General features: G+C 35.0%; 12 protein-coding genes and 1 pseudogene. 10 read left to right on the top strand and 3 right to left on the bottom strand.

The features are described 5' to 3' along the window. Positions 1–16 precede the first annotated feature (16 nt). Positions 17–1,981, top strand: coding sequence for a stalk domain-containing protein (locus OEI98_RS14165; protein WP_266038597.1), 1,965 nt, complete (start codon positions 17–19; stop codon positions 1,979–1,981). A gap of 22 nt (positions 1,982–2,003) precedes the next feature. Here the strand turns inward: OEI98_RS14165 and OEI98_RS14160 are convergent, their stop codons facing one another. After that, positions 2,004–3,437 (bottom strand): S-layer homology domain-containing protein, encoded by a 1,434-nt coding sequence (locus OEI98_RS14160; protein WP_266038595.1) that lies wholly within the window; start codon positions 3,435–3,437, stop codon positions 2,004–2,006. A 256-nt stretch (positions 3,438–3,693) separates the two neighbouring features. Here OEI98_RS14160 and OEI98_RS15420 point away from each other — a divergent pair. The 9 genes and pseudogenes from OEI98_RS15420 (at position 3,694) to OEI98_RS14110 (ending at position 14,518) form a co-directional block, all read left to right on the top strand. Continuing rightward, positions 3,694–5,273 (top strand): annotated as a pseudogene (locus OEI98_RS15420) (DUF4127 family protein). A 24-nt stretch (positions 5,274–5,297) separates the two neighbouring features. Further along, positions 5,298–6,464 carry a glycoside hydrolase family 26 protein gene (locus OEI98_RS14145; protein ID WP_266038590.1) on the top strand — a complete coding sequence of 389 codons (1,167 nt, stop codon included), beginning with the start codon at positions 5,298–5,300 and terminating at the stop codon, positions 6,462–6,464. Next, positions 6,461–6,655 (top strand): stalk domain-containing protein, encoded by a 195-nt coding sequence (locus OEI98_RS14140; RefSeq protein WP_266038588.1) that lies wholly within the window; start codon positions 6,461–6,463, stop codon positions 6,653–6,655. Before OEI98_RS14145 ends, OEI98_RS14140 begins: the two co-directional genes overlap by 4 nt. A 244-nt stretch (positions 6,656–6,899) precedes the next feature. Further along, positions 6,900–9,188: an S-layer homology domain-containing protein gene (locus OEI98_RS14135; protein ID WP_266038586.1), complete on the top strand. Its 2,289-nt coding sequence runs from the start codon at positions 6,900–6,902 to the stop codon at positions 9,186–9,188. A gap of 182 nt (positions 9,189–9,370) precedes the next feature. Beyond that, positions 9,371–10,774 (top strand): ISLre2 family transposase, encoded by a 1,404-nt coding sequence (locus tag OEI98_RS14130; RefSeq protein WP_266038050.1) that lies wholly within the window; start codon positions 9,371–9,373, stop codon positions 10,772–10,774. A 181-nt stretch (positions 10,775–10,955) separates the two neighbouring features. After that, positions 10,956–11,786, top strand: coding sequence for a DeoR/GlpR family DNA-binding transcription regulator (locus OEI98_RS14125; protein ID WP_266038584.1), 831 nt, complete (start codon positions 10,956–10,958; stop codon positions 11,784–11,786). Next, positions 11,752–12,684 carry a 1-phosphofructokinase gene (gene pfkB / locus OEI98_RS14120; RefSeq protein ID WP_004399068.1) on the top strand — a complete coding sequence of 311 codons (933 nt, stop codon included), beginning with the start codon at positions 11,752–11,754 and terminating at the stop codon, positions 12,682–12,684. Before OEI98_RS14125 ends, pfkB begins: the two co-directional genes overlap by 35 nt. Before the next feature lie 5 nt (positions 12,685–12,689). Further along, a complete protein-coding gene (locus OEI98_RS14115; protein WP_004399066.1) occupies positions 12,690–13,136 on the top strand; it encodes a PTS sugar transporter subunit IIA in 447 nt (148 codons plus the stop codon). Positions 13,137–13,159: 23 nt separating this feature from the next. Continuing rightward, the gene (locus tag OEI98_RS14110) at positions 13,160–14,518 is read left to right on the top strand and encodes a PTS fructose transporter subunit IIC (protein WP_266038581.1); all 1,359 of its coding nucleotides are present in this window, start codon (positions 13,160–13,162) and stop codon (positions 14,516–14,518) included. Positions 14,519–14,546: 28 nt separating this feature from the next. On the opposite strand, the gene OEI98_RS14105 is transcribed toward OEI98_RS14110, so the two are convergent. Both OEI98_RS14105 and OEI98_RS14100 read right to left on the bottom strand, forming a co-directional pair. Next, a complete protein-coding gene (locus tag OEI98_RS14105; protein ID WP_012268898.1) occupies positions 14,547–14,858 on the bottom strand; it encodes a hypothetical protein in 312 nt (103 codons plus the stop codon). A gap of 1 nt (position 14,859) precedes the next feature. Beyond that, complete coding sequence (locus OEI98_RS14100) at positions 14,860–15,297, bottom strand: Hsp20/alpha crystallin family protein (protein WP_004399058.1); 438 nt, start codon at positions 15,295–15,297, stop codon at positions 14,860–14,862. Positions 15,298–15,379 lie beyond the last annotated feature (82 nt).

Below are 15,379 nucleotides of genomic sequence, written 5' to 3'. Positions count from 1 at the left end.
AAAGAGGAGGAGGCCGATGCGAAGAAAGGGAAAGTATCTGTTCATTTTTTTATTAATTTTTCTAATTTACAGTGGAACATTTGCATATGCGGCTGAAACTTATAACATCGATGGAAAAAACATCTCCTACAATTACCCACCTATAAATATCCTCATAGACGGGGTAAAACAAAATCCGAATATGAAGCCCCTCATGATTGACAATCATGTATTTGTGCCAGTAAGGTTTATTTCAGAAAAAATGGGGGCGCAAATAGGTTATGACAGCACTAAAGTGTGGATTACTTACAATGGAGATAAAATCGTCCTCTATTTTTACAAAGACACTGCCTATGTAAATGACAAGCCTGTAAAACTTGACTCATCTGTTAAACTTGTAAACTATGGCTATACATATGTCCCATTGCGATTTATAAGTGAAGCTTTCAAAAATAACGTCAATTGGGACGAAAATACAAACACTGTGTATATAGACAGTAAAACAGGGACAGACACGCAAATTGCTTCTGCAAAATTGAGTGTCCAAAGCTCAAATACTACTCAGACTTCCCAACCTAATTTAAACAATACTTCCACAAATCAAAATACACAAGATACCTCTGTCAAACCGTATACTGTAGATAGTATAGGATTTACTAATATGAATGATGCAAGAAGTGTAATTATTTTAACTCAAGATTCTAACTATAACATTTCAAAATCGCCAAATAAGGACGCAATTTTTGTAGATCTAAACAATGCAGTTTTAAAAAATGGAGTATATGGATTTGCCCTTGATGATAAAGTTGTAAAAGGTGTTATTCCGACACAGCTTACTCCTAACACGGTGAGAGTAATTATTACCTTGAGCAGTGATGCTGATTATTCCGTAGCGCAACAGGATGGCAAATTGATAATTAACATACAACCGATTATTACAACTCTACCTTCCTCTTTAATGGTAAACGCTGATGTAGTAAATATACGGACAGGCCCAGGTACACAGTATGACATTATAACGCAGGTCAATAACGGGGACATATTAAGTGTAATTAACAAATCAGGCGATTGGTATAAAGTCAAACTTCAAAACGGAGTAGTAGGCTGGATTGCAGGATGGCTTACAATTGCATATAACAATCCTAATCAAGTAGCGAGTGATATTTCTAATTTTGATAGAAGGACGCTGACAGCTGGTGGCAGTCAATCTTCAAGAGGAAATATCGGTCAAGCTCTTACGTCTTTACCCTATGCAGGAAAAGGAGTATGGTACAGTATATATTCTACGATGCCTACTGCAAATGATTTAAGCCGCTTTGTAAATGCCAGAGTAACTCATATTTACCTTGAAGTTGCTACATCAAAAGCGGGATTTCCAGACAAATGGAAAAAATGGCTGGATGACTTACTTCCTGCTGCACATAGAGCTGGAATAAAGGTCATAGCATGGCTGTACACAGACTTGAAAGACACCACATATGATGCATCTTTGACGGCTCAAGTTGCCAACTATGTTACCCCAAGTGGTTATCGCGTAGATGGGATTGCTGCAGATATAGAAGAATTGCCTCAAAAAGATCCAGTTACAGCTTCAAAGAAGGTAGAAGACTATGCAACACAAACTTTAAAAAATTTACCTGCAGGAATGCCTTTTATCGCGATCACTTATCCACCCCAATACAGACCTAACTACCCTTATGCTACAATGTCAAAATATTTTGATGCAATTGCTTTAATGGACTACTGGCACGTATCAAGCGCAAACTACACCTATGATGATGCAAAAAATTTTGTATCTGATTCCATTAAAAAAGTACAATTTTTAGCAGGAAACAACGTCAACATAGAAGTCATTTTGCACGGTTATGATGACGGCTATGGACTTCCCTCTGTAGACGAATTAAGGGGTGCTCTTGATGCTTCAAAAGATGCAGTTGGATATTCAATATATACGTGGAATACACTAAATGATGAACTAAAAGACGTATTTGCTAATTATTAAAAATGAAGGAGTGGCTTTTTCGCTACTCCTTCACTATTTTATCTAATAGTACTGCTGCTTCTTCTCGGGTCAAAGGCTTTTTAGGATAAATGTATATTTTACCATCTATATTTGTACCAGCTATTAAATTATTCTCATAAGCTTTTTTAATGAAATCATATGCCCATGATGAAATGTCATTTTTGTCTGCAGGATCAAAAATAGCAAAATCAACATTCTCTTCTGGCTCATAAAATTTCATAAGAACGCTAATGGCTTCTTCTCGCGTTATGGGATTATGAGGTTTAAAAGTGTTATCCTCGTATCCTTTCATAATTCCATTATTTACTATATTTGCAATAGGTTTATAGTACCATGCATTTTGAGAAACATCTTTGAAGGAAATTTCTTGCTGCAATACCGGTTTATCTTTTAAAAATGCTCTATCTATCAAAGAAGCGAATTCTGCTCTAGATATAATTTTGTTTGGCCTAAAAGATCCGTCTTCATATCCTGCAAAAATCCCTTTTATTACCGAACTAAGTATATTCTTTTCAGACCACATATTTTTAATATCCCAAAAAGGAATAAACCCTGTATCCCTACTTAACTTGTTTATTTTTTCAACAATGTCTTGACCTGTATCGGAATCCCTCACAGTAATTCGTTTTAACTTCATAATATTATCGCCATAATAATTTACTCCTTCTTTAATGCCAAATGCCATTTCAAAACCTACTTTTTTTGCTATCTCGTCGCTTATTTTATTTCCCGAACCAAAAGGATATGCTAAACATATAGGCGCTTTACCTATTTTTTCTTTAATTATTTCTCGTGAGCGCAAGAAATCTAGATAAAGCCTTTCTTTATACTGTTCCATTGTTTCAAGATGTCCATCAATGATTACAGGTCCCATTACCATTGGGATTTTCTTAAAATCATTTGACCTGTAACCGTGGAGGTCATATGTGTGACTCTCAATCTCTATTACTCCGCTGTCTGCCATTTCTTTTGCTTGTTGCCACGTAAAATGCGGTATAACAACTTCGGGTTTTTGCTTGTTTACTTCATCTGGCACATAACTTACTATAATATTTATTTCAGCTTTCATTCCTAATTTTTTAAGTATAGGATATGCATACGTGTAATTGCTTAAATATCCGTCATCAAAAGTTATTACAATAGGTTTTGGTGGCAAAGGCTTGTTGTACAGTACAAAATCTCTGAGCTGTTCTAAAGTTATAGTGTGATATCCTGCCGCTTTAAGGTAAAGCATTTGCTTTTCAAATCTTTCTGGGTCAATTATTACACCACCATACTTTTTAGAATCAAATGTACCTTCTTTTTGAAGGTGATGGTACATTAAAACAGGCACAAATGGCTTTTTAGATTGTGCCTTTGAATGTAGCACTGGAATTGATGCAGCAAGTACAATTGTTACCATGATTGTAAGGATGATTAACGCTTTTTTGCTCATGTTTTCCAACCTCTCACACAAATTTATCATAAATATATCACATAATTATCACAAATATGTTACAAAAAAGTTAACAAAACATTAAATTTTTTATAAAAGAAATATTTGTAATTATGAGCCAAGTTTTCTTTTTCTGTAATTATGAGGAGTGCAAAGTACTCAGAAGAATCCCCAAGCCCAAAAAAAGATTATAATAAAATGAAAATTCCCTTTTGTTATGGTATAATTTATACAAAAAGACAAGCAGGAGAAGGATATGTTTAAAAAAGCTTTGTGGTTTGTACTGACTTTATGTATATTTTCCTTGCCAGCTTCTACTTACAATGAAAAATTTACAATGCCCAAAGACGACATAATTTTTATTCCTCTTGACAGCCGGCCTGTAAATACCCAAAATGTAAGCCTTCTGACAAATATGTGGGGGAAAAACTTGATTTTGCCTCCACAGAATGTACTTGATGACTACACAAAGCCGGGAAAGTTTGAAGGGCTTAATAAATGGCTTAATGAGGTTATTCCTAGAAGTAACGTTTATGCTGTTGTAATATCACTGCAACAGTATTTGAATGGAGGCCTTATAGCATCCCGTGATATCAAAAACTATAATGATTATGAAAGAAGACTTTCACTCCTTTATAAATTTTTGACAGAGAGTGAAAACAAAAATATAATCATATTTTCAATAATACCTCGCCTTACACCTACACAATTTTCCGACTACCAGTATGTAAAATACAGTGACAAGCTAAAAGAATTTTCAGAGTTAACTGATAAAGTGGACCTTTTTAATCAAGAAAAGGATAAAACCGGGCTTGAAAAAATAAAAAAAGCATACCAACTGATGTGCTTACTAAGTACACTGAACTTTTTGAGTTAAATAAAGAAGTAAATGAAAAGCTCATTGATTGGACAAAAGAGGGATATATAAAAACATTAGTAATAGGCATTGACGACACACAGAAGTTTAGCATGTCAAATATGGTGGCGCGAAAACTTAACCAATATGCGAAAGCACAGCATATATCAGATAAAGTATATGTACTTCATGGTGCTGATGAAATAGGTATGGAGATAACGGCAAGGCTTGCAAATGAGTACTACAAGCAAATTCCGCGTTTTAATGTCGTTTATGACGTAAAAGACCCTGATAAAGTTATTTTGCCTTATGAAGGAGCAGACCTTAAGAAAATTGTGGAAGAAAAAATTAATTTTATAGGAGGAAAAACCGATTCAAGTGGCGAATGTATATTGTATGTCCATACACATGAAAATTTAGGAATAAAAAATGACATACAAAAATATAAAAATAAAGGACAAATTTTCGGAATAGCAGATGTTGCATATGTTAATATGGCGGATAAAAAGCTAATCAACGTGCTCTTTGACTTGAATCCCTTAAGCTTTCTCTATGCGGGCTGGAATACTCCCAGCAACGCAATAGGGACAGTTATATCTGAAATGTCTTTTAAAATGGTCCTTGACAAAAGCATACTTCCTCCTTACATAGAGGAGGAGGCCATAAAAAGTTTTATCTCTTTTTCTTTTATACGTTATGCGGATGACTTTGCCTATCAGGCTGATGTAAGAAATAAAATGTACAAATGGGCAGAGTCAAACCACATGAGCAAAGATAACATAGATAGAAAAACTGCAGATGAAGAACTTTCAATAAAGATGAAACCCATTATTGATACAATAAAGGAAAAATATATTGGAGAAATAGTAAAGAGGGAAAATAGTTTTGTTACAATAAAAGATATAGAAGTAAAAGTAAGATACCCTTGGAGTAGAATGTTTGAAATAGAAGTTATGCCCCAAGTAACTTTACAAAACTAAAGATAAAGTTGTGGAGGTAGGGAGATGACAAAAATTAAACAGCTTGCATTATGGATTTTAATTTTTGCTTTTACTTGTGCATCTTTTACTTCTGCAAAGGCAGAACAAACATTTGATGCGAATTCAAACATAAGAGTTCTAATTGAAGTAAATGACTACAAACTGTCAAAATACGAGCCTAAAAAAGGCGTATACCTTGGAGCTTATGTATATCAAGACACTTTAATAAATGGTGATATGAAAAAGTTTAATGAACTCACAGGCAAAAAAGATGCTTCTTTTTTCATTTACGTCGGTTATGGCAGTCCGTTTCCTCAAAAGTGGATAGATGAGCTAAAAAAAGTAGGCGCAGCTGCTCATATAGCTTTTGAACCGAATAACGGATTAGATGAAGTAAAAGATGACGAATATTTACGGAGTTTTGCAAAAAAATTAAACGAAGCTGGAATACCTGTTTTTTTGCGATTTGCCTCAGAAATGAATGGGGACTGGACAGCCTATAGCGGCGATCCTAAAAAATACATAGAAAAATGGAGACTTGTCCATGATGTGATGGAAGAAGAAGCACCAAATGTCATGATGGTGTGGACTGTATTTACATTTCCACAATCAAATATATTGTCATATTATCCTGGCGACGATTATGTTGATTGGGTCGGAGTAAATATATACAACGTAATTTATCACAATGGCAATATAAACCTAAGAGCAGACCAAGAAGACCCATTGGAGTTATTGGATTATGTTTACGACACATTGAGTGAAAGAAAGCCGATACAGATTTCTGAATTTGGTGCTACTCACTATACCATAACTGACGGGAAATACTATGAAAACTTTGCAATTGAAAAGATAACCCGCATGTACAAGGGCTTAAAGACAAAGTATCCGCGGGTTAAATCTATATTTTACTTTGATGTGAATAACTTGGTAAATGCACCAGCCGGTAGAAGAATAAACAACTATGCTATAACAGACAATGAAAGAATTTTAAAGACCTATTCTAATCTAATCAGTGATCCATATTTTCTAAGTGACGTAGGGCCTAACCTTGAAGGCACTGCAAACAATGAATTTATGGTAGTAAAGGACGGAATTTTAGTATTAAATGGAAAAACTTTTGTATCATCTGCTGTATTGCAAAAATACATGAAAGCGAGAGTTTTTGGGATTCAGAAAACAATAAATTGACCGTTTCAAAAGGGAGTAACGCCATTACCTTTGATATAGAATCCTATAAAGATGTTACAAACGGTCAAAGAGGTGCATTTATTTTAAACGGCACCTCCTACTTCCCTTTAACAGAAATAGCTCAACAAATAGGCTATACAGTTAAATGGGATGGGAATGAAAAATTGATTAAAGTATCCATGTCATCTTGAGCGCAACGAAGGGCCCCAGACCCACGAGAAATGTTAAATTAATATTACAGAAATATTACAAATTGGTAACATTTATTGACTCATTAAATACCTGATGCTATAATATAATCAGGTTGTTTATCCAAAACATACTACATATTCTAAAATGCACTTACATAGGTAAAAAATTTTTGAAAGGCATTATGCCTTTCAAAACAAAAAATATAAAAATTAAAATACAAATACAAGGAGGAGGATTGACTGTATGAAAAACCTCAAAAAGTTAATAGCAGTGGTTCTCACGTTCGCATTGGTGTTCAGTGCGATGGCAGTAGGTTTTGCTGCAACGACACCGTTCACCGATGTGAAAGATGATGCGCCTTATGCATCAGCAGTGGCTCGTCTGTATGCTTTAAACATTACAAATGGTAATACAGACGGCACATATGGCGTAGATCAGCCTGTTACAAGAGCCATGATGACTGTTTTCGTAAACAGATTATCAGGCAACAGAGATTTGGCTGAATATGCTAAAAATGATCCACCAGCATTCAAAGATGTTTCAAAAAATTACTGGGCAGTTGGTGACATCAACTTAGCAGCAAAACTGGGTCTTACACATGGTGTAGGTAATGGCATGTTTGATCCAGAAGGGAAAGTAACATATGCACAAGCTCTTGGCTTCATGCTCAACTTGCTCGGTTACAAAGACCTTTCATGGCCATATGGTGTGTTAGCGAAAGCTAAAGAGATTGGATTAACAGCAGGAGTAAATCTTGGCTATAATGATGTAATAACACGTGGAGATCTTGCATTAGTAATGGATAAAGCTTTAGAGACACCTATGGTCAAGTATGATAAGGATGGGGTTGTAATTCCTGGAGACCCACTTATATCAAAAATTGCAACAACAGCAGATTATACTATTATAGCTACGAAAGCCCAGGACAGCACAGTTGCAGATGGTAAAGTTGCAGTTTTGGATAAAGATAATAATTTAACAACTATTAATGCAGGTACAGTTGATTTTACAAAATTCTTAGGTAAAAAAGTTACCGTGTATTCACCCAAAAATGGTGATCCAGTATATGCTGTTGAAAGAACAAATGATGTTGTAACCTTTACAGAGGGTCAAGATTCTGTTGGCACAACAGTATATAAGAATGACGATGCTAAAACTGCTGTAAAAGTGGCTGACAATGCATATGTACTTTACAATGGCTATTTAACAAAGATTTCTAAGGTAACGGTTAAAAAAGGTGCTGAGGTAACAATTATAAACAACAATTATCTCATTGTAAATGGTTCTTATGACAAATCAACAATTGTGTACAATGATGTACAAAGTGGTGACAAGTACCTCAATAGAGATTCTAATTACGAATTGAAAGGAACAGTAACAGTAAGTGGTGCAGTATCAAAAGTAACGGATATCAAAGCTAATGATTATGTCTACTATGGCAATCAATATGATGTAAATGGAAATGTTGTGGGAACAGTAGTATATGTTGTAAGAAATCAGGTAACTGGTACTGTTACAGAGAAGGCTGTTAGTGAGTCAACATATAAGGCTTCCATAGATAATGTTTCTTATACTGTAGCTGATAATAATGTATGGAATCAACTTACTCCAGGTAATAAAGTAACAGTCATACTTAATAAAGATAATGTAATTGTAGGAGTAGCTTCAACAACTACAACAACAGCTGCAAATTACGCTATATTTAAAGAGGTATCAAATCCATTTACTGCTTGGTTTGCAAAAGTAAAATTAATAATGCCAGATGGTTCAGAAAATGTATTTGATGCGGTATACAGCGACGTATATAATAAAGTTAGCCTAAATGAAGGTACTATTGTAACCTACAAAGTTGATGCAAATGGTAAATTGAATGATATAAACAATGCAAATGCACAACCATTTAGCAGTGCTTCATATAAAGCTGATGCAAAAGTATTAACAGCAGATAAGACATACTACATCACAGACAACACAGTGCTTCTTAACAACACAAGTGATGGTTATAAAGCATTAAAATTGACAGATCTAAAAGATGCTACAAACCTGAGCGGTAGTATTGTAGCGGATAATTACAATGTGGCAAAAGTAGTAGTATTTAATAATGCATCTTTTGTATCAACTACAATATCTACAGTTTACGCATATGTAACAGGTACAGCAGATGTGTATGTAAATGGCTCAACATTTACTAGATTAACAGTTCTTGAAAATGGTCAAACAAAGACATATGATGCAAATTCTCAATTAAATACAAATTATACACATAAAGCTGTTGTATTAACATTAACTAATGGAAAAATTACAGACATTGCGTCACCAACTGTTGCTTCAGGAGTAAAATTAACAAATATTGATCAAGCTAATTTGAGAATTACTGATACTAACGATAAAGGGTATCTCTTGGATCCTAACTTTATAGTAGTAGATACAAATGGTAATCTCAAAGGATTAAGCGATATTACAAAGAATACAGTAGTTAACCTCTATACTAACGACGTAGGTAAAGTATTTGTAATAGAAATAGTACAATAATATTCAACCATAAAGAGTCCTCCTCCTTGGGGGACTCTTTTATTTGCTTTAAAACAGGCACTGCCTGTTTATTTTCATAGTGTAAAATTATCGTAGGATTTTTTGAGTAAAAAAAACAAGAGACAACCCCTGTGATAAAATAGATTATGGAAAACAAAACAACACAGAAAGGGGTGTCTCTTGTGAACAAACATATCTTTGAAGATATTATACTACAAAATGCTCTAAATTTCACTAGAGAAGTGATAGAAATTTTTAGTGATTTATTAAACAAAGGAATGAATATTACAGAGCTTGCAGCAAGGATAAAAGAACTCACGGACAAACTAGGTAGAGAGGCAATAGAAGCAATTATTGAAGAGTTAGATAGGATAATAAAAGAAGATAAGAGAAGGAAAGAAAAATGGGTAGTAGAGAGGAAAGATAAAAAGAGATTAACCACAATCCTTGGGGATATAGAATATGAGAGGACATATTACAAATCCAGAGAGGATGGAAGATATACATATTTGGTGGATGATGCATTAGAGATAGGACGGCACGATAGGATAGAAAAAGGTGTAAAAATAAAGTTAGTAGAGAACGCAATAGAAGAATCATATGAAAGAAGCAGTAAAAAAGCATGTCCAGAGGAGTTAAGTAAACAGACGGTATTAAACGCAATAAGGGAAATAGGAGAAGTAGAGGTAAAGAGAGAAATAAAAGAGAAGAAAGAAGTAAGGGTATTATACATAGAAGCAGATGAAGACCATGTGCCTTTGCAAGATGGCAGCAATGAAACACCGCGATTGATATACATACATGAAGGTAAAGAAGAGAAAAATGGTAGAAATGTACTGAGAAATGTGCATTACAAGGCATACGTAGGAGAGAAAGCTGAAGACATATGGATAGATGTAGCAAATTACATAGAAGAAAATTACAAGGAAGAGAAGATAGAGAAGATATACATAGCAGGAGATGGAGCACCGTGGATAAAAGAGGGATTAAAATGGATAGTAAAATCAAGGTTTGTGTTAGACAGATATCATTTAAACAAATACGTATTGAAAGCGACATCAAAAGAGCCAAAGTATAGGGATAAGATATGGAGAGCAATAAATGAAGGAGATAAAGAAGAACTAAAGAAGGTATTTAATGAACTAATAAAGGTAACAAAGGAAGAGAGAGAAAAAGAGAAGGTAAAAGAGGCCAAGAGGTACATACTAAATAATTGGGAAGGAGTAGAGATATACAGTAAAGACAAAGATGTAATAGGATGCAGTGCAGAAGGGCATATAAGTCATGTATTTTCTTCTAGATTAAGTAGGAATCCATTAGGATGGAGTAGAGAAGGATTAAAGTTAATGGCGAAATTAAGAGTATTCAGCAAGAATGGAGGAGATTTGAGAGAAATAGAATGGGGTAAGAGAAAGAATATAAATGAAGGGAGCTACAAATTAACGAAGAAGCAAATAAAAGAGGCAGTAAGGAGAGTTAAAACGTCTACAAATGAAAAAATAAACAATATTACGGTTTTGAATATAGGGAAAGTAACGCCAATATATAGGGTTTTAAGAGCATTAAAATATGCACAAGTTATATAAAAAGCATGATAAGTTGGAGGCTGAAATTAACTAAGTTTCAGGGGTTGTCTTAAAAAAATCCTACAGTATCTTGACACTATCGTTTATTTTTTTGCCTATTGACAAAGTAAAAATGATAATATATAATCAAAATTAAGCAAAATCAATCACATTTGAGCGGGATAATATTGAATGGATGTGAATGAATATGAGTATATCTGATAGGATGTTTGGTGAAGAGAGACGCTTAAAAATTGCGGAAATTATAAGTAAGGATAAAAGTATCAGTGTTTCTGAGCTTAGTAAACTTTTTAACGTTTCTGAATCTACAATACGAAGAGACTTGCGTGTACTGGAAGAAAAGGGTTTCATACAGAGGACTCACGGTGGCGCAATATTGAATGCTGGCACTCATTATGAGCCTGCATTTTTTGAAAAAGAAGATGTAGAACTTGAGGCAAAAAGGAAAATAGGTAAAATTGCTGCTTCAATGATAGAAGAAGGAGATTCTATAATTTTAGATGCTGGTACGACTACTCTTGAGATTGCGCGAAATCTTAAAAATGTGAAACTTACTGTTGTCACAAATTCACCTCTTATTGCAATAGAACTTTCAAAACACGAGGATATTGAGCTTATTATGACAGGAGGCATACAGAGGTGGAGGACTAAGGCTTTAGTTGGTCCTATTGCTGAAATGGTAATAAGACAGTTTAAAGTGGATAAGGCTTTTATAGGCACAAATGCTATATCTTTTGAGGATGGGCTTATGACTCCAGACTTAATTGAGGCCAATACAAAAAAGGCCATGTGTGATGTGTCAAGTGAAGTTTATATAGTAGCAGACCACACTAAATTTGGGAAAAAGTCTTTTGTCAAATTTGCAGATATAAAAGACATTACGGCAATAATAACAGATGATGAGGTTGATTATGAGATAGTGAGAAAATATGAACAGGCAAATATAGATATAGTAAGCTTTGGAAAGGATGAAAATAATGATAACGACGGTAACGGCGAATCCAGCAATTGACAGGACAATAATTGTTGAGGATTTGAAAATTGGTTATGTAAATAGGGTAATTCGATCAAGAGTAGATGCTGGGGGAAAAGGTATAAATGTCGCTAAAAACCTTAAAAATTTTGGAGATGATGTTATTGCTCTTGGCTTTATAGGACCTAATGCTAAATATATAATCGATTGTTTAGAAGATGAAGGCATAAAAACTGACTTTGTGAAAATAAAAAATGAGACGAGGACAAATATAAAGATTTCTGATATTTCAAGGATGGAAGTTACTGATTTGAATGAATATGGACCTCATGTAAGCGAAGAAGAAATAGAGCTACTTAAAAAAAGTATATTTAAATATACTAAAGAGTCAAAAGTGCTTGTGCTTTCAGGAAGTTTACCACAAGGAGTGCCAAAGACTTTTTACAAAGACATAATTAGAGAAGTAAAAAGCGGTGATTTAAAAATAATTCTTGATGCTGACAAAGAAGCGCTTTTATACGGCATAGAAGAAAAGCCTTACATGATAAAGCCTAATGTGCAGGAGTTAGAAGATGTAGTAGGCAAAAAGCTTGAGAGTTTAGAAGAGGTTATTGAAGAAGGAAAAAAGCTGAAGGATTCAGGTATAGAAATAGTTGCGATTTCTATGGGAGGTCGCGGTAGTGTTGTGATAACAAAGGAAGGGATATATAGGGTAATGCCTGTAAAAGTTGAAGTAAAAGGGACAGTTGGAGCAGGAGATGCCTTTGTTGCAGGCTTTGCCCATGGAATATACAAAGGACTTCCGATTGAGGAGACAATAAAAATAGCAGCAGCTTTATCTACCTCCGTTGTCATGAAAGAAGGCACAAGAGCAGGCACTCTTGAGGAGGTAAATATATTAAAGGATAAGATTGGAATAGAAAGGATAGAAAGGTGAGGGAAATGGAAATAAAAGATGTATTGAACGAAAAAATGATGGTTTTTGATCTAAAGGCAAAGGACAAAAATGGAGTGTTGGAAGAGTTAGTAAGTGTTTTAAAAGAAAATGGAGTTGTAGATGATGAAGAAGGCTTTTTAGAAGTGGTGAAAAAAAGAGAAGAGGAGTTTTCTACAGGTATAGGTTATGGGGTTGCAATACCTCATGGCAAAAGCAGTCTTGTGAAAAAGCCAGCAATAGTATTTGGTAAGTCTCGCCAAGGAATAGACTATAACTCAATGGATGGCAAACCTGCCCATTTATTTTTCTTAATTGCTGTGCCAGACAACTCTGATGAGTTACATCTTAAAGTTTTGGCTGAGCTTTCAAGGTCTTTAATGCATAAGGAGGTGAGAGAAGAGTTAGAAAAAGCTTTGACACCTGAGGAAGTCATAAACGCTTTTAATAAGTAAATTTTTAAGAGAGGGGATTAATTATGAAAAAGGTAGTTGCTGTTACAGCCTGCCCTACAGGTATTGCTCATACCTATATGGCGGCGGAAAATCTTCAGATGGCAGCCAAAGAAATGGGAGTAGACATAAAGGTAGAGACTCAAGGGTCAATAGGTGCAGAAAACCAGCTTACTGAAGAAGATATAAAAGCTGCTGATGCTGTCATAATAGCAGCTGCGACAAAAGTTGATAAATCAAGATTTGCCGGTAAACCTGTACTTGAGGTACCAGTTGAAGATGCTATAAAGGATGCAAAAGGACTTATTGAAAAGGCTCTTAAGATGGAAAAGCCAAAAGATTATGTAGAAAAGGTAGAAGAAATTCATAAAGAAAGGTCAGCGCAAAGGACAGGTGCCTACAAACACCTTATGACAGGTGTTTCCTACATGATACCTTTTGTAGTTGCAGGTGGTATTTTAATTGCACTTTCCTTTTTCTGGGGATATAAAGCCTTTGAGGTAGAAGGAACTCTTCCTTGGGCTTTGATGAAAATTGGCGGTGGTTCAGCTTTTGCATTGATGGTGCCGATTTTGTCTGGCTATATAGCATTTTCTATTGCAGATAGGCCTGGTCTTGTTCCCGGTATGGTAGGCGGTATGCTGGCAGTATCCACTGGGGCAGGATTTTTAGGCGGTATCATTTCAGGATTTTTGGCAGGATATACGATAGTTTATCTGAAAAGGTTAATAAAGCTTCCTAAAACATTAGAAGGTTTAATGCCAGTACTCATATTGCCGGTATTATCGACTTTAATAGTAGGACTTTTAATGATATATGTAATTGGTTCTCCAATGAAAGCCATAATGACATCTTTGACTGACTGGCTTACTGGGATGAGTTCTACAAATGCAGTGATTTTTGGAGCAATATTGGGACTTATGATGGCTTTTGATATGGGTGGTCCTGTAAACAAGACAGCTTATACTTTTGCAACAGGTCTTTTAGCATCAAATGTTTTTGCTCCAATGGCAGCGGTCATGGCAGCTGGTATGACACCTCCTCTTGGACTTGCACTTGCAACTGTTCTTTTTAAGAATAGATTTACAAAGGAAGAGATAGAAGCAGGTAAGGCAGCATGGGTTTTAGGTGCTTCCTTTATAACAGAAGGTGCTATACCATTTGCGGCAGCAGACCCCTTCAGGGTAATACCTTCAATAATGGTGGGCTCTGCTGTGACGGGTGCTCTTTCAATGCTTTTCCACATTGAATTAAGAGCTCCTCATGGAGGAATATTTGTAATACCGATAGCTGTGTCAAATCCTCTTCTTTACATTGGAGTAATAGCAGTTGGTACAGTAGTTACTGCATTAATGGTAGCGCTTCTTAAGAAAAAAGTAGAATAAAAAAGGAAGGCTGTTGCCTTCCAGTTTTTTATTTGCTAAAAGGATTTTGCACCTTTACTTTGCCAGAGTACTGACCTGAATTTAGGTCTCTATACAAATCTTCTCTGCTCCAGGTAAGTTCGCCTTCCGTACCCAAGTTAAAACCTTTTTCTAATATATGGCGTGACTTGGCTTTGTCATATGAATTTTCTTTTCTTACAATTTCCTCAAGAGTTTCTGTTAAAAGGCTAGATACTGATGTTTGTCTATCTATAGCTATATGTTTTATCTTTTGTAATAAACCCTTAGGCAAAGATAATGTGATATTTTGCATCTCCACTTTTTGCTTACCTTTGTTCATATTATTCTATATCTATTTTTCTTCCCTTTGGTTTGCTTGGATGTAATTTTGGCATTGTGATTTTGAGAATGCCGTTTTCAAATTTAGCAGTAGTTCTTTCAGGGTCTACTTCTGCGGGTAATTCTATTCTTCTGGCAAAACTTCCGTAATATCTTTCTCTCATGTAATAATTTTTATCTTCTCTTTCTTCATCTACTGTGGTTTGCCCTTTTATTTCCAGTATATTGTCATAAACATTTATTTCAATGTCTTTTTTGTCAACGCCCGGTAGTTCAGCTGTTGCCACTATTTCTGTTTCAGATTCGGTGATGTCCACTCTTGGCCGAGAAAATAGACCTGAAATAGATGGGAAATTCACATCAAAAATGCTTGGCAAATTTCTAATATTGAAATCAAAGGGCCAATCCCACCAGTCGCGTCCTCGCCTCATAAGGCTCATTTACATCACCTCCATATTTTTCTATTATTTATTATATCACATTGATTGAAATTTTCAATTATTAGGTTTCACAAAATCCTCA

Source organism: Thermoanaerobacter sp. RKWS2, from assembly GCF_026240795.1.
GTDB classification, from domain to species: domain Bacteria; phylum Bacillota; class Thermoanaerobacteria; order Thermoanaerobacterales; family Thermoanaerobacteraceae; genus Thermoanaerobacter; species Thermoanaerobacter ethanolicus.
This window is presented reverse-complemented; position numbering and strand designations above follow the sequence as displayed.

Coding starts and splice junctions, on each gene's coding strand:
- OEI98_RS14165 (WP_266038597.1), top strand. CDS start 17: ATGCGAAGAAAGGGAAAGTATCTGTTCATTTTTTTATTAATTTTTCTA.
- OEI98_RS14160 (WP_266038595.1), bottom strand. CDS start 3,437: ATGAGCAAAAAAGCGTTAATCATCCTTACAATCATGGTAACAATTGTA.
- OEI98_RS14145 (WP_266038590.1), top strand. CDS start 5,298: ATGACAAAAATTAAACAGCTTGCATTATGGATTTTAATTTTTGCTTTT.
- OEI98_RS14135 (WP_266038586.1), top strand. CDS start 6,900: ATGAAAAACCTCAAAAAGTTAATAGCAGTGGTTCTCACGTTCGCATTG.
- OEI98_RS14125 (WP_266038584.1), top strand. CDS start 10,956: ATGAATATGAGTATATCTGATAGGATGTTTGGTGAAGAGAGACGCTTA.
- pfkB (WP_004399068.1), top strand. CDS start 11,752: ATGATAACGACGGTAACGGCGAATCCAGCAATTGACAGGACAATAATT.
- OEI98_RS14115 (WP_004399066.1), top strand. CDS start 12,690: ATGGAAATAAAAGATGTATTGAACGAAAAAATGATGGTTTTTGATCTA.
- OEI98_RS14110 (WP_266038581.1), top strand. CDS start 13,160: ATGAAAAAGGTAGTTGCTGTTACAGCCTGCCCTACAGGTATTGCTCAT.
- OEI98_RS14105 (WP_012268898.1), bottom strand. CDS start 14,858: ATGAACAAAGGTAAGCAAAAAGTGGAGATGCAAAATATCACATTATCT.
- OEI98_RS14100 (WP_004399058.1), bottom strand. CDS start 15,297: ATGAGCCTTATGAGGCGAGGACGCGACTGGTGGGATTGGCCCTTTGAT.